Below are 19,635 nucleotides of genomic sequence, written 5' to 3' on the forward strand. Positions count from 1 at the left end.
TTACTTTGCGGCCTTCATTGCTGCGACGAACTGCTCGGGAGTCGTCTTGCCGGCGAACAGCTTGCTGATCTCGGTGAGCAGAGGGGTGGCGTACTGGGCTTCGAGTGCCTGGTCCCACGAGAGGGTGAAGCTCGGGGCCTTCTGCACCATGTCGTACTGGTCGGTGGCGAACTGCGGGTTGGGGGAGCCGCTGAGCATCGACGCAGCGTTGGAGGTGGTGGGGACGTCACCGTTGTCGACGAGGGCCTGCGCGTAGGTCTTCGACGCCATCGTCTTCAGGAAGTCGATGGCCGCGTCCTTGTGCTTGGTCCGGGCGTTGACGGACCAGTAGTTCGTGGGGTTGCCCACCACGTTCGCCGGGTCGCCCACACCGCCGGCCACCGTCGGGAAGGCGGTCCAGCCGAGGTCCTTCTTCGCGAACTCGGGGGCCTTGCCCAGCTGGGTCGAGTACTCCCACGAGCCCATGAGGTGCATCGCGGCCTTGCCCTTGTTGAGCAGGGTCGGCGCTCCGCCGTTGCCGTAGTCGACCGAGTTGAAGTTCTTGCCGAAGGCGCCGTCGTCGATCAGCTCCTTGACGGTCTGCGCCGTCTTGAGCACCGCCGGGTCGCCCCAGCCCTCGGTGTCACCGTCCTGGATCTTCTTGAAGACCTCGGGACCGCCGATCCGGTCCAGCAGGTACTCCATCCACATCAGTTCGGGCCACTTGTCGGAGCCGCCGAGCGCGAACGGCGTGATGCCGGCTTCCTTGAACGTCTTGATGGCCGTCTGGAGGTCTTCCCAGGTCTTGGGCGGCTCGATCTTGTGCTCGGCGAAGAGGGACTTGTTGTAGAAGAGCATCACGGGCTGCATGCCGCGCATGGGCACCCCGTAGATCTTCCCGCCGAGCCCGCCGGCCGTCATGATCGAAGGAAGGAAGCCGTCCTTCAGCGTGGCGTCGTTCTTGACCGTCGACGTCAGGTCGACCAGGTCCTTGGAGTCGACGTACGGCTTGATGGAACCGCCGCCCCAGTTGAAGAAGACGTCCGGAGCGCTGGGCGATCCCATGGCGCTGCGCAGCTTGTTCACGTAGTCGGTGCCGGGCACCGACACCAGCTTGACCTTGACCTTGGAGGTCTTGTTGAACGTGTCCACCGCGGCCTGCTGCACCTTGACCGCGTCGTCGCCGTAGACGTAGGCGGTGATGGTTCCGCCGTCACTCCCCCCGGCCCCTGAACCACAGCCGGCCAGCAGACCGGCCATGGCCATCGCCGCACCTGCTGCGGCCCATCTCGTCGTACGTGTGCCCTGAGCGAATATCCCCGACCGCATGACCGCACCTCTGTCGAATGTTTCGGCGTGCCTTTCGAATGTTGCCGGAACCGTACGGTCGTGTTTCGGGCCAGTCAAGAGGGTGGGAGCAAGGATTTACGAACCTCGCCCGGACGCGTGTCCACGGCCGTCGGGGAGCTACGATTCGTGCATGAGCCCTGCAAAGGTCCAGCCCCAACAGGAGAAGGCGTCCGTCGACGAGTCGTCGGTGAGCACCGCCACGCTGGCAGAGATCGCCCGAGCGGCCGGAGTGTCGGCTCCGACAGTTTCGAAAGTGCTGAACGGCCGCGCCGACGTCGCCCCGGGCACGCGCACGAGGGTGGAGGAACTGCTGCTGAAGCACGGCTACCGCCGCAGGCGCGGGGCCTCCCAGCAGTCCCAGCTCATCGATCTGGTCTTCCACGAGCTGGACAGCGCCTGGGCGATGGAGGTCGTCCGGGGGGTCGAGAACGTCGCGCGGGAGGAGGGGCTGAGCCTGGTCCTCTCGGAGAGTGCGGGCCGCCTCACTCCGGGCCAGACCTGGGTGGACGGAGTCCTGGCACGCCGTCCCGCCGGAGTGATACTCGTGCTCTCGGATCTCGACGCGGCGCAGCGCGCCCAGTTGACCAGCCGTTCCATCCCCTTCGTCGTCGTCGATCCCGCGGGCGACCCCGGGGACGACATCCCTTCGGTCGGTGCGGCCAACTGGCAGGGCGGCCTCGCCGCCACCCGTCATCTGACGGGTCTCGGCCACCGCCGGATCGGCATCATCGGCGGCCCCACGCGCATGATGTGCAGCCGCGCCCGGCTCGACGGCTACCGCGCGGCACTGGAGACGTCGGGGGTCCCGATGGACCCCGAGCTCGTCCGGGAGGGCGAGTTCAACCATGAGGACGGGTACACGGCGGCGCTGGAACTGCTGCGCCTGCCGGAGCCGCCCACCGCGATCTTCGCGGGGAACGACCTTCAGGCCCTCGGTGTGTACGAGGCGGCACGCGAACTGGGCCTGCGGATTCCGCAGGATCTCAGTGTGGTCGGCTTCGACGACCTGCCCCTGACCCGCTGGATCGGCCCGCCGCTCACGACGGTGCGCCAGCCGCTGATAGAGATGGCCGAGACCGCCGCCCGGCTGGTGCTCGACCTCGGCAGGGGCAGGCAGCCCGCGACCACCCGGGTCGATCTGGCGACGAGCCTGGTGGTGCGCAACAGCACGGCGCCGCCGGCGCGCTGAGGAGACCGGCCGCGCCCGGGAGGGCACGTTCGGGCAGGCGGGTCGGGGGACGCGGGTCGCGCGGGGCGCCGGCCAGGCGGCTCGGGTGGTGAGACGGGTCGCTCGGGCATGCGCGCCGGGTCGCACGCGCCCTCTCGCGCGTCGGAGTGGCACCCTCGCACACCTTGGCGCCGCGTCGCACCCTCACGCACGCTGGGGTCGCTCGCGTCGCGCAGGCACGTTCGGAACACCTCGCGCAGATACGTTCCTCCCGCATGCCGGGGTCAGGGCGTAACCCGAGGCGCCCCGCGCGCGCTCCGGGGCGCAGGTCGCTTGTCGGGGCGGTTCGGGCGCGCCGGGCCTCGGGTTCGGGCGCGTCTGGCCGCGCGGGTTCGGGTTCGTCGGGCCTCGCGGGTTCGGGTTCGTCGGGCCTCGCGGGTTCGGGCGAGCCTGTCCCGGGCCGGGCGTGTCGGGCCGCGCGGGTTCGGGCGTTCCTGGTCGCCCCCATGATTCCGGGCGGGCCCTCCCCCACGCGCACATGTGTGCGCCCGCAGCGGTCGTGACGGCCCCGGCATCGCGGGCCACACGCGCACCGCACCGCCCGCGTCGGTCGCGCGCACGCCCCGGCAGCACGTTCGCCCGGCTCGAAGCGCGGCACCGACCGGCCCGCCGTGGGCCCCACCCCAGGGCCGCTGCGGGCCGCACGGCTGCCACGACCGCTGTGAGCTGCGCCGACGCCGCGTCTCCCGGCCACTGTCAGTGGCCGGGTGCAGACTGGCACCTGTCCGGCACAACGGCGTTTCGGGAGGTCTTGTCATGGCCGAGGTTCTGCTCACCGTAGGGACTCGCAAAGGGCTCTTCATCGGCCGCAAGCGCGGCGGCTCCTGGGAGTTCGGCGCCCCGCATTTCAATGCTCAGGCCATCTACTCGATCGGGATCGATACGCGCGGCGGGACGCCCCGGCTGCTGGTCGGCGGCGACAGCGCGCACTGGGGTCCCTCCGTCTTCCACTCCGACGACCTGGGCGAGACCTGGGTGGAGCCGAAGCAGCCCGCCGTGAAGTTCCCCCAGTTCACCGGGGCGTCGCTCGAGCGGGTGTGGCAGCTGCATCCGGCAGGGCCCGAGGCCCCCGGCGTCGTGTACGCGGGCACCGAACCCGCCGCGCTGTTCCGGTCCGACGACCGGGGCGAGTCCTTCGAGTTGGTCCGCCCGCTGTGGGAGCATCCGACGCGGTCCAAGTGGGTGCCCGGTGGAGGCGGCGAAGGGCTGCACACCGTCCTGACGGATCCCAGGAACTCCTCGGCTGTGACCGTCGCGGTCTCCACCGCAGGGGTGTTCCGCACCGAGGACGGCGGTGAGCGCTGGGTCCCGGCCAACAAGGGCGTCTCCGCCGTCTTCCTGCCGGACCCCGACCCGGAGTTCGGGCAGTGCGTGCACAAGGTGACGCGGGACGCCGCGGATCCCGACCGCCTCTACCTGCAGAACCACTGGGGGGTGTTCCGCAGCGACGACTCCGGGGAGCACTGGAAGGACATCGGGGCGGGCCTGCCGTCGGACTTCGGCTTCGCCGCTGTGGCACACCCGCACCACGCGGACACGTGCTACGTCTTCCCGATCAACGCCGACGCCGACCGCGTCCCCGCAGGGCACCGCTGCCGGGTGTTCCGGACACGGGACGCGGGAGAGACCTGGGAGCCCCTCACCCAGGGTCTGCCGGAGGACGACCACTACGGCACGGTGCTGCGCGACGCGCTCTGCACGGACGGGGCCGACCCGGCGGGGATCTACTTCGGCAACCGCAACGGCGAGGTGTACGCGAGCGCGGACGACGGCGACAGCTGGCAGCAGCTGGCCTCGCATCTGCCGGACGTCCTGTGCGTGCGGGCGGCGGTGCTGAGCTGACCGGCCCGCACGACGCGGCTGGCCGTCCCGCGGTATCCACCCCGGCCCTGCCCTGTCGGAGCTGCGGGAGTGCCTTCGGACCGTCTCGGGCGGCGGCAGGCTACGAAATTCGTCCCGGGGAGCCTCCCGGACGACCCCGGGGGCGCCGGGGCGCCACCGGACACAGCCGTCCCCGGCCGCCCCGGGTCTACGGCAGGCGCCAGTCCACCGGCTGCTCCCCCGCGCGTTCCAGGAACTCGTTGGTGCGGCTGAAGGGCCGGGAGCCGAAGAAGCCGCGGTCCGCCGACATGGGGGAAGGGTGGGCGGACTCGATCGCGGGGAGGTCGCCCAGCAGCGGGCGCACGTTGCGGGCGTCCCTCCCCCACAGCACGGACACCATCGGCTTGCCCCGCTCCGCCAGGGCCCGGATGGCCTGTTCGGTCACGGCTTCCCAGCCCTTGCCGCGGTGGGCGGCGGGCTTGCCGGGCGCGGTCGTCAGCGCGCGGTTGAGGAGCAGTACGCCCTGGCGCGTCCAGGGTGTCAGGTCTCCGTTGGAGGGCCGGGGCAGGCCGAGGTCGGAGTGCAGTTCCCTGAAGATGTTCTCCAGGCTGCCCGGCAGCCTCCGCACCTCGGGAGCCACGGCGAAACTGAGCCCGATGGCCATACCCGGCGTCGGATAGGGGTCCTGACCCACGATCAGGACGCGCACGTCGTCGAAGGGCTGCTGGAAGGCGCGCAGGATGTTGTTCCCCGCCGGCAGATACGTACGTCCCGCCTCGATCTCGGAACGGAGGAAGTCCCCCATCGCCGCGATCCGGTCGGCCACGGGCGCCAGCGCCCCGGCCCAGCCCGGCTCCACAAGTTCACTCAACGGTCGCGCTGCCACGGACGTCACTCTACCGGCCTAAACGGCAGCTGTGATCATGTGGCCCCACGGAGCGGAGTTGAGCGGTAGGGTGCCGCACGTCTTCGGTCCCCGTCCCCTGGAGTCCGCCCATGGAAGCCGTCCCGGCGTTCACCCGCAGGCGACGGTGCCCGGTGCAGCCGGTGAGCACGGCGCCCGCTCCCGCAGCGGCGGCCCGGAGGCTTCCGTGAGCGCCCCCGTGCCGGACGAGTACGTCCTCGGGGTGGACTCGGGCGGTTCAGGACTGAGGCTGGCGCTGCGGAGGGTGGACGGCGATCGCCCGGCTCTGATGTCGGTGTGCGCGGAACCCGTACGGACGGGGGCGGACGGCATCGACGCCGCGCACCTGCTGGAGCAACTGCTGCCCGCTGTCAGAGAGCTGCTGGAGCGGGCCGGGCAAGGGACGGTGGCCGCCGCGGCGATCGGCGCCGCGGGGATGGCCACGCTCGGCGGGCAGTTGCGCGAGCAGCTGCCCCCGGCGCTCGCCCAGGCGCTCGGAGTCCGGAGGCTGGCCCTGGCCGCCGACGCGGTGACCGCGTACGCCGGAGCGCTGGGGCAGCGCCCCGGGGCGGTCGTGGCCGGCGGTACCGGCATGATCGCCCTCGGCACCGACCTCACGGCATGGCGCAGGGCGGACGGCTGGGGGCATCTGCTGGGCGACAGCGGCGGCGGCGCATGGATCGGCAGGGCGGGGCTCGACGCCGCGATGCGCGCCCACGACGGCCGGCGCGGAGGCTCGGCCGCACTGCTGGCCAGGGCCGAGGCCGCCTTCGGGCCCCCCACCGGCATTCCGGGCCTCCTGTATCCACGGACGGACCGTCCCGCACTGCTGGCGTCCTTCGCCCCGGAGGTCGGGGCCTGCGCCGTCGAGGACGACGTCGCCGCCCGCATCCTGCGGGAGGCGGCCTCGCACATCGCCGAGGCCGCCGCCGCGGTGTGCCCGGCAGCCGAGGGCCCCCGGTCCGACGGGCTCGAAGTGGCCCTGACCGGAGGTCTGTTCCGGATGGGCGAGCCTCTCCTGGGGCCGCTGCACCACGAATTGGCCGAGCAGGTTCCGCAGGCGCGGGTCGTACCGGCCGCCGGCGACCCTCTGCACGGCGCGCTGGAGATCGCCCGCGCCCTCGCGGTGCCGGGAGCGGGGCCGCGGCTCCCGCCCCACCCGACCCTGCTGTTCGTACCGGGAGGTACGTAGCCGGATCGGTCACGCGTACCCCCGGACATAGCGGGTGAGTCGTCCACTGCGTCACCGAGCAGACATATATGGACAGATGACGCCTGGTCGCCCCCTCCCCGAACAGAGGGGTACCCAAAACCAGTAGCATGCGGCGCCATGAGCACCCCCACTGGGCCCGCTTCCGGCCTGCCTGTACGAATGCCGCGACCTCGCCAGTCCGGACGGCACCGCCGCCCGGAGCCCGTGGTCGCACCTGAGGGCGCTGCCGCGCTCGTTCTTGCCCTTCCCGGTACCCCTTCCCCGGCCTCGCGCAGCCTGGCCGAGGAAGTCATCAGCATCGCCCGTTCCGAGCTGCCCGGACTGAATGCCCAGATCGGCTACCTCGACGGCGACGACGCCGAATATCCCACGCTCGCCTCCGTACTCACCCATGCCGCAGCCGAGCGCACCGCTCGTTACGAGCAGGCCACCGCCGCCGGCCGTGAGGTCCCCGAGCCCTCGGGCGCGTCCGCCGTCGTGGTTCCGCTGCTCGCCGGGCCGGACAGCGCCACCATGCGGCGCATACGGCAGGCGGTCATGGACAGCGGCACGCAGGCCGAGCTGACCGATGTCCTCGGTCCGCACCCGCTGCTCGCCGAGGCGCTGCACGTACGCCTCTCGGAGGCCGGACTGGCCCGCGCCGACCGGGCACGGCTGTTCACGGTGGCGACCGCGGCCGACGGCATCGTGCTGGCCACGGTCGGCGGCGAGGAGGCCGTCCAGGCCGCCGGGATCACCGGCATGCTGCTCGCCGCACGGCTCGCCGTCCCCGTGATGGCCGCGGCCCTGGACGTGGAGGGTTCGGTCGCCTCGATCGCCGCCCAGCTCCAGAACTCCGGCTCCGCGCAGCTCGCGCTCGCGCCGTACCTGGTCGGCCCGGAGGTCGACGAGGGCCTGCTGGACGCCGCCGCGAAGGAGGCCGGCTGCGCGACCGCCCAGCCGCTCGGCTCCTACCCGGCCATCGGCAAGCTCGTGCTCTCGCTGTACGCGACGGCGCTCGGCATCACCCCGGCGACGCCGCAGGGAGCCCCGGCGCACTGATCCGCGCCTGGCCACGGACGACGGCGCGGCGCGTACCTGATCTCTCAGGTACGCGCCGCGTTCCGGTTTCCCCTTGCGCCCAGGGTGCGGGGGCAGGCCCCCCGGCCTCGAAGCGCGCGGGAACGCTCCGAGGGCGTCCCCGGCGCCGAGGACCGTGCGCTCAGGCGAAGACCACGCAGGAGGCCGCCGGAACGTCCACGGAGCCCACGTGGGCCGGGATGCCCGTCTCCGCGTCCACGGCGAACCAGCCGACACTTCCGGAGCGCTCGTTGGCGGCGTACAGCCACTGCCCCGTGGGGTCGAGGGCCAGGTCACGGGGCCAGTGCCCTCCGCAGCCCACGGCGGCGGCCAGGACGGCCTTCTCGGCCGTCTCGTCGAGGGTGAGCACGGAGATGCTGTCGTGCCCGCGATTGGCCGTCCAGAGGAACCGGCCGTCGTGCGAGACGACCAGCTCGGACGGGTACGTCCGCGCCTCGGCACCCTCGGCGTACGCGTCGTGCGGCAGCACCGGCGTCTCGCCGACCGGCTCCAGCCGCCCGGCGACGGAGTCCCAGCGGCAGACCGTGAGGGTCGGTTCCAGCTCGTTCAGGACGTAGGCGTGTCCCCCGGACGGGTGAAACGCCAGATGGCGCGGTCCGGTGCCGGGGCGCAGCGCCGTCTCGGCGTGCAGCCGCAGGGCCCCCGTACGGGGGTCGAGGGCGCAGACGCGGACGGAGTCCGTACCGAGGTCCACGCTCAGCACCCACCTGCCCGACGGATCGGCGAGCACCTGGTGCGCGTGCGGTCCGGCCTGGCGGGAGGCGTCCGGCCCGCTCCCCTCGTGCTGCAGCACACCGGCGGCCTGGCCGGGCGAGCCGTCGGAGAGAACGGGCAGGGCGGTGACGCTGCCGGAGCCGTAGTTGGCGGTGAGCAGATGGCCCGAGGCGAGGCTCAGGTGGGTGGGGCTGCTGCCGCCCACCGGCCGGACGTCACCGAGCAGCCGCGGTGTGCCGTCCGCGTCGACGGTGAACGCCGCGACGGCACCTTCGGAGGTCTCGCTCACCGCGTAGAGCAGGGTGTCACCCGTCCCGGGGTGGCGGCCGACCGCGAGGAACGAGGGGTCCGCCACGCTTTTCGTGGACGCGAGCGACGTCAGCGCCCCGGTGTCCCGGTCGACGGAGGCCACGGTGACGCCGTGGCCTCCCGCCGAGGTGAACGACCCTATGAATGCCCGTACGGCCCCGTGCGCGCTCATCGCGCCACCCCTCTCACCTACGCCACGATCTTCACGACCGACGGTAGCAGGCAGCACTTTTTGGTCCAGACCAATAAGCGTCTTCCGCGAAGAGGCCCGGCCGGCGACGAGCCCGGCCCCGCAGAGGGCGGGCGTCCGCGGGAGGGGTCAGGCCCCCGCCGGAAGGCGGTCGGCCCTCCTCAGCGGCACAGCGAGTTCGAGCAGGGCGCGTTCGAGCGCGTGGAGATGGGCGAGCATCTGCTCGGCCCCCGTCGGTTCCGCGGCGGGCGCGTTCTCGGGGCCCAGGGGCCGGCCGGCGGCCGGGGCGTCGGTGAGAGCCTCGACGGCCACTTCCACCCTCCAGCAGGCGGCGGCGAGCCGGACGTCGTGCGAGGCTTCCGGGTCGGAGGCGACGGAGGCAAGACCGCGCACCTCGCGTGCGCAGTCGTCGAGAAGTTCGAGGATCTGCCGCGCCCGGCGCTTGCGGGCCCGCATCGGGTTGAGCGGATGCACGAGGGGTGAGAGCGACAGGCGCAGCCGGCTGAGGATCGCCTCCAGTTCGGCGACGCGCCGGGCCGGGTCGGCGTCCCCGCTCCCGGCGAGCCGGGCGGCGGCGTCCGCCGTGCACGCGTGCACGCACCGCAGCGCACGCTCCACCCAGGCCTCGGTCACCGAGTGCGTGGTGACCGGCAGCACGAACAGCACCGCCAGCACGGCGCCGAGCGCCCCGACCGCCGTCTCCGTCACCCGGAGGACGAGCAGGTCCGCGTCGAGCACGCCGAGGACCCCGTACAGCATGCTCGCCATCGCGGTCACGGCCAGCATCATCCAGGTGTAGGAGACGGCGGCGGTGTAGAAGATCCCGAATACGCTGAGGGCGACGACGACGGCCACCGCGACCGGCTCGTGGTGCAGCGGTACGGCCACGGCGAAGCCCAGCACGATCCCGAGGACCGTCCCCAGGAACCGCCTGAACCCGCGCACGACGATCTCGCCTCGCGAGGTCGTCGCGACGAACACCCACCAGGTGGCGCCGACCGCCCAGTACCAGCGCTGGTCGGAGAGGACCTGCCCCAGCGCGAGCGCGAGTCCCGCCCCCAGCGTCGCCTGGACGGCATGGCGCGTCGTGATCCGTCCGAGCCCCTCGGCATCGTCGGGAAGGGCGGCCACCACGGGAGCCGGGAGCCGCCGCTCGTAGCACCACACCCCGAACCGCACCGTCGAGGACGCGACGAGCGACAGCAGCACGGCCGCGTACAGCTCGGGCAGATGGCCGGGCACGGTGTGCAGGAACTGGGCGGAGAAGTAGGACATGAAGGCGAACACGCCCAGCGCGTGCCCGCGAGGACCCCACCGGCGTGCGTACACCCCCGCCCCCACGACGGCGAGGAAGGCGAGGTCGCGCGCGACGGGCACGTCGTGCAGCAGGGCGGCGAGCGTGAGCACCGGGAGGCCGGCGACCGGGAGCAGGGCGGTCGTGCACGCCTGCCCCCGCACCGTCGGGTCGGTCACCGTGAACAGCGCGAGCAGCGCGGCCAGGCCCCCGAGGATGGCGGCGGCCGGGGTGTGCCCGGCGGCCGCGCAGAGCGCGACGGCGAGTCCGATGCCGAGCACGGCCCGGGATGCGAACCGCAGCCGCATCCGTCCCGGGTCCTGAGCGGCGAACGCCCTCTTCAGCAAGTTGTCCCGTCCCTTTCACCACAGATCACCGCGGACATGAGAAAGGCGCCACAAAGATCCCGGAAGGGGGACCCGCAGCGCCATTGACAGGACCATCCCAGCACCTGTGAGGCTGCTGGTTCAACCGGTGCTCGATCTGCTGGACCAATGGCCCGGAGAAGCTACGTCCCGTACGGCCATCGCAGAGCCAACGGACCACCCTCGCGCCCTCCACCGTCCGACGGACCCGCAGCGCGCCCGGGGCCTGCCGCGCGCATGGCGCGCGAGGTGTGTGCCGCGGCATCCGGCTCCGCTCCGGATCTTGACACCGGCCGCGACAAGTGGCGGTTCAGATCACTCCACCACCTGAATGTGATGGTCCACTTCCGTGGAGGTGCGGCTGCACAAGGCGCTGAGCGGGCGGCCGGCGGACTTCACCGAGGCCCGGGTCGAGCGGTGACCGTGCACGCCGGCAGGCAGCCCCGCGCGAGCGTCGGCGCCTACGCCGACGTGCTGGCCGGAGCTCCCGAGCGGATTCGGGCCGGTGTGGGGGACGCGGCCCTCCTGGCGCAGACGAAGCCGTGGCTGGACGCCCTCGACGCCTGGGGTGGTTCGTTGCACGCCACCCTCGACGGTCTGCGGGCCCGGCTGCGCTCGGGGACCGGCGAGGCGGACTGCGCCGAGGCCGCGGAGCTGGCGAAACGGGCAGCCGCGTACACCACCATCCCTGGGACGACGCGTCCGCAGGGCAGGTCAGGTGGCCGATGGTGTGCTGGACACGTGCGTCCAGCGGGCGCCGACGACGTGACGCGTGCCCCGGGCGCCGACGACGTGACGCGTGCCCCGGGCGCCGAGAGCCGGAGCCCGGGGCCTCCGCCTCGTACCGTGCGGACCGCGCGGACCGGTCGTCGCATCAGGCCCGTGCGCACCGTCGTCGCGTCAGGCCCGTACGGACCGCCGCCGCCGTATCAGACCCGTGCGGCGGGTGGCCGGAGATAGGTGAGCAGAGCCCCGATTCCGACGACCGGTCCCAGGACGAGGACGAGGAGTGCCGCCGTCCAGGAGACGGCGTCGGCCAGGACCGGCACGAGGTAGATCGTCACCGCCGTGGTCACGTATCCGATGGCGAGCTGCAACGACACGGCGCTGCCGACGTACCGCTGGTCGACGTTCTCGGTCACCATGGCGGAGAACTGGGCGGAGTCGGCGATCACCCAGAATCCCCAGAAGGCGCTCACGGTGAGGACGACCGGCAGGGGCAGATGATGGGCGAACGCCAGCACGGCGGCGGCCCCGCCCGAACAGCTGAGGCTGATCAGGGCCGCCTGCGCCCGGCCCTTGCGGTCACTGATCCGGCCGCCGACGAGACAGCCCGCGGCGCCGACCCCGATGCAGACGAAGGCGGCGAGCGCGGCGAGGCGAGGCCCGTCCGCCCGGTGGGCGAAACCGTCCAGGCCGGCCAGGAAGGTGCCGATCCACGCCCACATGGCGTACAGCTCCCACATGTGACCCGCGTATCCGATGTCGGCCAGCACCACCTGACGGTTGCGGCCGGCCCGCAGGGCGGAGCGCAGACTGAACTCCGACGTGGGGAACGGATACGGGCCCGCATGCCGGATGAGCAGGGTGGCCAGTCCGCCGAGTGCGGTGAGGACGGAGGTCGCGACGATCACGACGCGCCAGTCGACACCACCGGTGGCCTTGACCAACTGCGGGGCCGCGGAGCCGAGGGTGAGCGCGCCGATCATGACGCCCAGGGCGGTGCCGCGTCCCTCCCTGAACCAGGTCGACACCTCCTTGAGCGCCGGGGGGTAGACGGCCGCCAGGCAGGCGCCGGTCAGGGCGCGCAGCAGTACGGCGGTCGTGAATCCCGGTGCCCAGAGCAGGATCAGGTTCATCACCGCCGCGGCCAGGGCGCCGGCGCGCATCAGGCGCCGCCCCGGTACGGCGTCGGCCAGCCCGGTCGCGGTGAGGGTGAGGGCGCCGACCACGAAGCCCAGCTGTACCGCGATCGTCAGGAGCGAACTCTCCCCGCTGCTCAGGCGCCACATCTCCCGTAGCTGGGGGACGACGAACGACGCCGAGAACCAGACGCTCATGGACAGGAACGTGGCCAGGGCGATGAGGGCGAGCGCCCTCTTCGCGTGAGCCTGCTGCCCTTCACCGGGCGACGGCGTGGTCGCGATCCTCACTTCTCGGCACTCCAGCTCACTCGGTGCGGGTCGGGGCGGCGGGCCCGGCCGGCCTCTGCTTCGGTACGGTCTTCCCGCCGTACGACGGGAGCGCCGTGCGCTGCCGCCCTGCGCAGCGTACGGACACGCCGGCCCGTCCGTCCCGCCGCGCCCCACGTCGGGGCCCCTCCCGGCGCCGTTCGCGAGCGGGGTACGGCCCGGCGCGGGACGCGTCATCCCACCGCGCGGCCCATGGTCACTGCCCCGTGGAAGGGATCGGCGCGAGCGCCGACATCGGGTCGCGACGCGTCGGGAACAGGCAGCAGACGGGCGAGACTCCGTGGGTCGGTCAGGAGACCGGTCCGTCCGGCGTCGGAGTGGGCCCCATGACCCGGCGGAACGCGACGACGAAGGACCTGAGCTGCGAAGAAGACGTCGTGGCACTTCCCTCTCGCCGTCACCCGGCCCTCGTGCACCGCTTGGGCGGGCGTCCAGAGCCCGCGCCCCTCCGACACGGGCGAAGACGCGGTCGGTTCGGCCACCCGTGACGTCAGCGTTCCCCCACGCGCCCACACCAGCTCGTGCAAGGGAGACGGGTGCGGCCGCGGGACGATCGAACCGTGCCGACAAGCTTGACGGGCCCCCTGGGCCCCGGGCCCAGCCCGCGCGGCGCCTGGATGAGCGGCCGGCGCGGCACCGCCGGACCGGCCGCAGGCACGCGTCGCCCTCAGCAACCGGCCATGGGCAGGGTGCCGACGACGAGCGGACCCACCGTTTCGTTCCGTCCGCCGGGTGGCGTCACCTCTTCGTCGACCGGCGGGTCAACGCCCGTACGTCGTACGGCACAGGGCGACGATCTCGGCGGACGCCACGCCCTGGCCCGTCGCGCATACGGCGCGCATGTCGTACGCCTGCCGGCGCTGGTCACGGCGGGGTGAGCTGTCGCGGCGTGGGGCCTGTGGACGGGCGGGAGCCGCCCGCCGCGGCTGGTTCAGGGCTTCCCGCCGCGCCGGCGGCGCCACAGCGTCCGCCCGCCGGGCCGGACCACCGGCCGCAGGCTCCTTCTTCTTCCGCTTCTTCCCGCTCGCGCGATCCTGCCGCTCCTCGGTCTCCCCCAGTGCGTCGTGCACCGCCGGGGGCGCGGTCGGCGCCGTGGACGCGTGCGCGGCGGGCGCGTTCCCCGGACGGACCGGGCCCGCGGGCGCGGATCTGTCCGGCTCGGCCTGCACGGATACGCAACCGACCGTGCTCAGCAGGGCGACGAGCGTGAGGGAGACCGACCGCAGGTTCATGGCCTGATCAACGACGGGGCACCCCGCTGGACACGTCCACCGGGAGTCCCGCGGCCACCTGGAGTGCTGTGACGGACCAGTCGATCACCGGGGTGAGGCGTTCCGGCGTCGGCCAGCCGTTGATCAGCGCGAGCAGCCGGACGTACCGGTCCCTGCGCGGATCGCTCGCGGCTTTCAGGCGCCGCACCAGCCACCGGTGCGACTCGGCGCCGTCGGGGCGGCCGTGGGCGAGGGCGCAGTGAGCGGTGAGCGCCGCGACGACGGGGCCGGCCTGGGGCGAGTCGGGGGCGATGCCGCGCGCCACGGCCGGTCTGACGAGATCTCGGACCAGGGCGATCAGGTCGGGGCGCGGTGGCATGGGGGCGTCGTCGGGCAGGCCGGCCGCGTGGTCCTCGGTCAAGCGCCGCACACCGGCGCGGAAATCCGGGTCGAGAGACAGCTCGGCCAGCTCGACCCATGCTCCGACCTGTTCGTCCGTGGGGCTGTCGGGGAGCTCGGGCGTCATGGAACGCCGAGCCGCGGCATAGTGAGAGGCGCGAGGGAGTCCCTCGAAGACGCTGTCGAGGAAGTCGTCGATCAGGCGACGGCGTTCGGCTTCGGACAGCGTGGCCAGCTGGTGCATGCGTTCCATCTCCTCCGGGGTGGGTTCACGGGTGGCGGCGGCGGTCAGGACCGCCCGTCGCAGGCGCAGGATGCTGATCTGCGCGTCAAGTGCGGCAGCGTGTTCGGCGGCGACCTCACCGAGGGTGCGTTCCTGGTCCACGACCCGCCGGATCACGGCGAGACCGAGGCCCAGTTCTCGCAGCGTTCGCACGAGAGCAAGGCGAGCGACGGTGTCCGGGGCGTAGAGCCGGTAGCCGGCGTGGGTACGGTCGGCGGGCTCGACGATGCCTCGATCGGAGTAGAACCGGATCGTCTTGACCGGCAGCCCGGTGAGCTGCGCCAGTGCGCCGATCGAGTAGAGGGTGCCGTCGTCCATGAGCTGACCTTCCTGTCTCCCCCTGAAGGAGACTCAAGTCTGGTCCCGCTGTTGTCACTTCTGCCACGGTTCCGGCACGAGGTTCTACCGACACGGCCCCGCACCGGTGATCGAACTTCCCGAGTACATCGGAGACGAGGTCCGGCCGACGGTCTTCGCGCAGCTGATGCCCTTGATCGAGGCGCATCTCGGCGACGACCGTGTCCTGAGAGACGCAGACTCCTTCCTCAGGTTCCTCACCGCGCAACCACAGGTCGCCGCTGGCACGGTCGCGGTGACCGGTTACTGCATCGGCGGCCTCCTGGCGATGCGCACCGCCTCGGCGCACCCGGGCCAGGTCGCCGCCCTCGCCGGATTCCACTGCCCCGTGGTCGCGGACGGGCCCGATGGCCTGCACCGTCTCCTCTCCGGCATCACCGCCCAGGTCCATCTCGGCCACGCCGAAGGCGACCTCACGCCAGAGGCCCTGGGCGAGCTCGACCGGGCCCTGGACGCCGCAGGGGTCGACTGCACCTCCGAGATCTACCCCGGCACCGTCCACGGCTTCACCATGTCCGACACCGACGCCTTCGACCCCGCCGCGCTGCGGCGCCATTGGGAGCGCCTGCTGCCCCTCCTCGACCGCACCCAGTCCGACGGCCGAGGCTCCGGATCGGGCACCTGACGTTCACGGCCCCGCAGGTGGGACGAGCCGCCCCCGGAGCGGATCCACGGACTCTCCGCCCGCACAAGGATCGCCCGTGAGGACGGCGCCCGGCCTGCTCCTCAGCCGGACAGGCCCGCCCGGGCTATGCCCAGCGCGCGGGCGATGGCATCCGGGAGCGAGTCCGGCCGCGGGTCGGCGCCCCACGCCCACTGCTCGACCGCGATGCGCAGGGCCCCGTTGAGCAGGGTCGCCTGCACCCTCGGTTCCAGGTCGTCCGGCCGGTGCCCCGTACGTTCGGCGACGACCTCGGCGAAGATCAGCTCCGCGTCGTGGTGGACCTGGAGCCAGACGGCGCGCAGCCCGGGCTCGGTGCGGGTCAGCAGAACGAGGTCGCGCAGGGCCTCGGCGTCGGTGGAGGGCGATGCCTCCGAGAGCGAGGAAGGGCCGCCCGCGACGGCCTCGGCCAGCGGCCTGTCTCGCGGCCACGACCTCATGAGGACCGTGACGGAGTCGAGTGCGTAGGTCAGCAGCGGTCTGACGCAGAGCTCCTTCGACGAGGTGTAGCGCCACAGGGTCCGCTGCGAGATTCCCGCAGCGGAGGCGATCTCCTCGGCGGTGGTGGCGGCCACGCCTCGTTCGGCGAACAGACGCACGGCTTCGCGCGCGATCTCCAGGCGGGTGGCCGCCTTGCGGCGTTCGGTCAGCGGTGGCCGTCCGAGGCGGGCACCACTCTCCGCCGGTGCCCGGGAGGTCCTGGAAGCGCCAGAAGTCGCCGAGGCACTGGAAGAACCGGAGGGGGCCCGAGAGGTGGCGCCACCATCGGAGGCGACGGAGGCAAGGGACGCCCCGGAGGCTCCCGCGGCGACCGACACCCCCGAGAGGCCCGAAGCGACCGACGTCCCGGGCGCGCCCGGGGTCCCCGCGGTGACGGAGGGCCGGTCGTCCGTCCCGGCGTGTGCGATGTCCACGGCTTTCGGCCACCTTCCTTCCGCCTGGGCCCATCGTAGCGACTTCCCTTTCTGGCACCACTCGCCATTTTGGCACCGTGCGCCAATAAAGGTAGCGTGACGGCGGTATCACCGACCGCAAGGAGCATCTCGTGAGCGTCACCCCCAGCGGCCCCGGCCGCAGCGTCATCGTCACCGGCGCAGGATCGGGCATCGGCCGCGCCACCGCCCTGCGGTTCGCGGAGGAGGGCGCGCGCATCGTGGTCGCGGACGTGGACCCCGCGCGCGCACAGGCCGTGGCCGAGGAGATCGGCCGGGCAGGGGGCACCGCGGCCACCGTGATCGGTGACCTCCGGGACCAGGCCGTCGTCGACCGGGTCGCGGCGACCGCGGTCGAGGAGTTCGGCGGCATCGACGTCCTGGTCAACAACGCCGGGATCATGGACAGCATGTCGGCGGCGGCCGACACCGGCGACGACGAGTGGGACCGGGTCATCGGCATCAACCTGACGGCCCCGTTCCGCCTCACCCGGGCCGTACTGCCCCACATGCTCGCCGCGGGCAAGGGTGCCGTGGTGTTCACCGCGTCGGAGGCCTCGCTGCGGGGCAGCGCGGCGGGCGCCGCCTACACGGCGTCCAAGCACGGCATCGCCGGCCTGACCAAGTCGCTGGCGGTCATGTACCGCGACAAGGGGATCCGGTCCAACGCGATCGCCCCCGGCGGCACCATCACGAACATCCAGGTCGAGGCCGACCGGGGTGCCCACGGGCCCGCCGCCCTCGCCCCCTACATGGGCAACGTCGGCTCGCCCGCAGCGGCGGACGAACAGGCGGCGGCCATCGTCTTCCTCGCCTCCGACGCCGCGAGCAACATCAACGGGGCGATCCTCCCCGTCGACAACGGCTGGTCCGCGGTCTGAGCACCCGCCACCGAGCGCGGTCCGCCGCGCCGGCGCGCGGCGACCGCGGCCGGACCCGGCTCCCCACGCCGCCCGGTTCCGGCCATCCTCCGCGGCACCCACCGCACGGCCATGAGCGGCAAGGATCCCTGTACCCCCACCCCCAGGGAGGCCGTTTCAGGCCATACGGCCCTCCGCCCCCCGTCACCATCGATATGCATGGACCACACGATATGTATTCTGCAATCAACATGTACGGCGCACAACGCACCGCACCGGAGAGCTGAGGCACCAGTGGTCCGTGGACGCCCTCGGCAGGAGATCTCGCAGGCACGGAAGCGACGGCACCCCGTGGCAACGTGCGTGCGCGCCCCCTCCTGCCGGCCGGACACCCGGGCCACTCGCCGGACGGCGCCCCGGTTCCACCCCCAGCGGCATCCAGAGGAATGAGGCCCCCATGCCCTCCCCCCACACCTCACCCACCCCGCCCACCACACCCAGCCCTGACGAACTGGGATTCGACCCGGAGGCGCTGCGGGAGAAGTACCGGCAGGAACGCGACCGGCGGATCCGGCCCGACGGCAACGCCCAGTACCACCGCGCCGCAGGCGAGTTCGGCTACTACGACGCCGACCCGTACGCCGAACGGAACTTCACCAGGGAACCCCTGCACGACAGCGTCGACGTCGTGGTCATCGGCGGCGGATTCGGCGGGCTCCTCGCCGGAGCCCGGCTGCGCCAGGCGGGCGTCGAGTCGATCCGGGTGATCGAGAAGGGCGGGGACTTCGGCGGAACCTGGTACTGGAACCGGTATCCGGGCATCCACTGCGACATCGACTCCTACACCTACATGCCGCTGCTGGAGGAGGTCGGCTACGTACCGAAGTGGAAGTACGCGCCCGGCGAGGAGATCCGCGCACACGCACAGGAGATCGCGCGTCACTTCGGCCTCTACCGCGACGCCTGCTTCCAGACCGAGGTCGATGAACTGCGCTGGGACGAGAGCGCGTCGGAGTGGACGGTGCGCACGGACCGGGGAGACCGCATCCGGGCACGCCACGTGGTGGTGTCCAGCGGGACCCTCAGCCAGGCGAAGCTGCCGGGTATCCCCGGCATCGAGACCTTCGAGGGTCACACCTTCCACACGAGCCGCTGGGACTACGACTACACGGGAGGCGACCAGAACGGCGGCCTGACCGGGCTCGCCGACAAGCGGGTCGCACTCATCGGTACCGGCGCCACGGCCGTTCAGGTCGTCCCGCACCTCGGCGCCGACGCGCAGCGGGTCTACGTCTTCCAGCGCACCCCGTCCTCGGTCGACGTACGCGCCAACCGGCCCACCGACCCCGAGTGGGCCACGTCCCTGAAGCCCGGCTGGCAGCGCCGCCGGATGGAGAACTTCCTCAAGGTCGTCACGGGTAAGCCGGTGGACGAGGACCTGGTGGACGACGCCTGGACGAGCACCGCCCGCCTGCAGGAGAAACTCATCCCGACCGACTCCTGTGCGGACATCCCCGCCGAGGAGCGCGAGCGCGCGTACGAACTCGCCGACTTCCAGAAGATGAACGAGATCCGGGCCCGGGTGGACGCCCTCGTGGAGGACAGCGAGACCGCCGAGAAGCTCAAGCCGTGGTACCGCTACATGTGCAAGCGGCCCACCTTCAGTGACCATTACCTCCAGACCTTCAACCGGCCCGACGTGACCCTCGTCGACACCGCCGACACCCACGGGGTCGAGAGGATCACGCAGAACGCCGTGGTGGTCGGGGGCGTGGAGTACGAGGTCGACTGCATCATCTTCGCGACGGGCTTCGAGGTCGGCGTCTCCGGTGTGCTGTCCGGAAAGCTCCCGGTGTACGGACGGGAAGGTGCGTCCCTGCTCCAGACCTGGCGCGAGGGCCCCAAGACGCTCCACGGGTTCTACAGCCACGGCTTCCCGAACTTCTTCCAGCTCGGGCCGTTGCAGAACGCCAGCTCCGTCAATTACGTGCACATCCTCGACGAGCAGGCCACGCACGTCGCCGAGGTGGTGGCCGAGTCGCGCAGGCGCCGGGCCCGGGTCGTCGAGCCCACGGTCGAGGCGCAGGAGGAATGGGTGGCGACGATCCGCAGGAAGGCGGCCGGTCTGCACGCGTTCCAGGCGGAGTGCACACCCGGGTACTACAACAACGAGGGCAAGCCTCGGGCGCGGAGCGAGTCCTACGGTGACGGCCCGGTCGCCTTCCACGAGTTGCTCCGGAACTGGCGCGAGGGCGACGGCATGGACGACGTCATGGCGGCAGCCGAGTGAAGC

General features: G+C 72.3%; 15 protein-coding genes and 1 pseudogene. 8 read left to right on the top strand and 8 right to left on the bottom strand.

Annotated features, from left to right (window positions below; all coding sequences use genetic code 11):
• Positions 1 to 1,245, bottom strand: a complete 1,245-nt coding sequence (locus tag ACFY8O_RS27595; protein ID WP_145810205.1) for an extracellular solute-binding protein — start codon at positions 1,243 to 1,245, stop codon at positions 1 to 3.
• A gap of 214 nt (positions 1,246 to 1,459) precedes the next feature.
• Here ACFY8O_RS27595 and ACFY8O_RS27600 point away from each other — a divergent pair, with 214 nt between their 5' ends.
• Together ACFY8O_RS27600 and ACFY8O_RS27605 are read left to right on the top strand one after the other, a co-directional pair.
• Positions 1,460 to 2,518, top strand: a complete 1,059-nt coding sequence (locus tag ACFY8O_RS27600; protein WP_387906928.1) for a LacI family DNA-binding transcriptional regulator — start codon at positions 1,460 to 1,462, stop codon at positions 2,516 to 2,518.
• Positions 2,519 to 3,313: 795 nt separating this feature from the next.
• Positions 3,314 to 4,399, top strand: coding sequence for a WD40/YVTN/BNR-like repeat-containing protein (locus ACFY8O_RS27605; protein ID WP_387906930.1), 1,086 nt, complete (start codon positions 3,314 to 3,316; stop codon positions 4,397 to 4,399).
• A 187-nt stretch (positions 4,400 to 4,586) separates the two neighbouring features.
• Here ACFY8O_RS27605 and ACFY8O_RS27610 read toward each other — a convergent pair whose 3' ends face one another.
• A complete protein-coding gene (locus ACFY8O_RS27610; RefSeq protein WP_145810210.1) occupies positions 4,587 to 5,264 on the bottom strand; it encodes a uracil-DNA glycosylase in 678 nt (225 codons plus the stop codon).
• 205 nt (positions 5,265 to 5,469) lie between these two features.
• Here ACFY8O_RS27610 and ACFY8O_RS27615 point away from each other — a divergent pair, with 205 nt between their 5' ends.
• Complete coding sequence (locus ACFY8O_RS27615; RefSeq protein ID WP_387906932.1) at positions 5,470 to 6,474, top strand: N-acetylglucosamine kinase; 1,005 nt, start codon at positions 5,470 to 5,472, stop codon at positions 6,472 to 6,474.
• 138 nt (positions 6,475 to 6,612) lie between these two features.
• Positions 6,613 to 7,536, top strand: a complete 924-nt coding sequence (locus ACFY8O_RS27620; RefSeq protein ID WP_145810214.1) for a sirohydrochlorin chelatase — start codon at positions 6,613 to 6,615, stop codon at positions 7,534 to 7,536.
• Positions 7,537 to 7,696: 160 nt separating this feature from the next.
• On the opposite strand, the gene ACFY8O_RS27625 is transcribed toward ACFY8O_RS27620, so the two are convergent.
• Together ACFY8O_RS27625 and ACFY8O_RS27630 are read right to left on the bottom strand one after the other, a co-directional pair.
• A complete protein-coding gene (locus ACFY8O_RS27625; protein ID WP_387906934.1) occupies positions 7,697 to 8,770 on the bottom strand; it encodes a lactonase family protein in 1,074 nt (357 codons plus the stop codon).
• A 147-nt stretch (positions 8,771 to 8,917) separates the two neighbouring features.
• Positions 8,918 to 10,429 (bottom strand): FUSC family protein, encoded by a 1,512-nt coding sequence (locus ACFY8O_RS27630; protein WP_387906937.1) that lies wholly within the window; start codon positions 10,427 to 10,429, stop codon positions 8,918 to 8,920.
• A 435-nt stretch (positions 10,430 to 10,864) separates the two neighbouring features.
• Between ACFY8O_RS27630 and ACFY8O_RS27635 the strand changes: the two genes are divergently transcribed.
• Positions 10,865 to 11,407: a hypothetical protein gene (locus tag ACFY8O_RS27635; RefSeq protein WP_387906940.1), complete on the top strand. Its 543-nt coding sequence runs from the start codon at positions 10,865 to 10,867 to the stop codon at positions 11,405 to 11,407.
• Here ACFY8O_RS27635 and ACFY8O_RS27640 read toward each other — a convergent pair.
• From ACFY8O_RS27640 to ACFY8O_RS27650, 3 genes are all read right to left on the bottom strand, one after another.
• On the bottom strand, positions 11,377 to 12,600 hold the full coding sequence (locus ACFY8O_RS27640; protein ID WP_387906942.1) for an MFS transporter: 1,224 nt from the start codon (positions 12,598 to 12,600) through the stop codon (positions 11,377 to 11,379). The genes ACFY8O_RS27635 and ACFY8O_RS27640 overlap by 31 nt on opposite strands.
• Before the next feature lie 800 nt (positions 12,601 to 13,400).
• On the bottom strand, positions 13,401 to 13,871 hold the full coding sequence (locus tag ACFY8O_RS27645; RefSeq protein ID WP_387906944.1) for a hypothetical protein: 471 nt from the start codon (positions 13,869 to 13,871) through the stop codon (positions 13,401 to 13,403).
• 7 nt (positions 13,872 to 13,878) lie between these two features.
• A complete protein-coding gene (locus ACFY8O_RS27650) occupies positions 13,879 to 14,850 on the bottom strand; it encodes a MerR family transcriptional regulator (RefSeq protein WP_387906947.1) in 972 nt (323 codons plus the stop codon).
• 82 nt (positions 14,851 to 14,932) lie between these two features.
• Between ACFY8O_RS27650 and ACFY8O_RS27655 the strand changes: the two are divergent.
• Positions 14,933 to 15,514: pseudogene (locus tag ACFY8O_RS27655) on the top strand (dienelactone hydrolase family protein); the annotation flags it as partial.
• 101 nt (positions 15,515 to 15,615) lie between these two features.
• Here ACFY8O_RS27655 and ACFY8O_RS27660 read toward each other — a convergent pair.
• A complete protein-coding gene (locus ACFY8O_RS27660; protein WP_145810338.1) occupies positions 15,616 to 16,200 on the bottom strand; it encodes a TetR/AcrR family transcriptional regulator in 585 nt (194 codons plus the stop codon).
• 395 nt (positions 16,201 to 16,595) lie between these two features.
• Between ACFY8O_RS27660 and ACFY8O_RS27665 the strand changes: the two genes are divergently transcribed.
• Both ACFY8O_RS27665 and ACFY8O_RS27670 read left to right on the top strand, forming a co-directional pair.
• Positions 16,596 to 17,363 (top strand): SDR family NAD(P)-dependent oxidoreductase, encoded by a 768-nt coding sequence (locus ACFY8O_RS27665; RefSeq protein WP_387906950.1) that lies wholly within the window; start codon positions 16,596 to 16,598, stop codon positions 17,361 to 17,363.
• 436 nt (positions 17,364 to 17,799) lie between these two features.
• Positions 17,800 to 19,632: a flavin-containing monooxygenase gene (locus ACFY8O_RS27670; RefSeq protein WP_387906953.1), complete on the top strand. Its 1,833-nt coding sequence runs from the start codon at positions 17,800 to 17,802 to the stop codon at positions 19,630 to 19,632.
• The last annotated feature ends 3 nt before the right edge of the window (positions 19,633 to 19,635 follow it).

Origin of the sequence: Streptomyces argenteolus (assembly GCF_042902585.1) — a bacterium.
GTDB classification, from domain to species: Bacteria; Actinomycetota; Actinomycetes; order Streptomycetales; family Streptomycetaceae; genus Streptomyces; species Streptomyces argenteolus.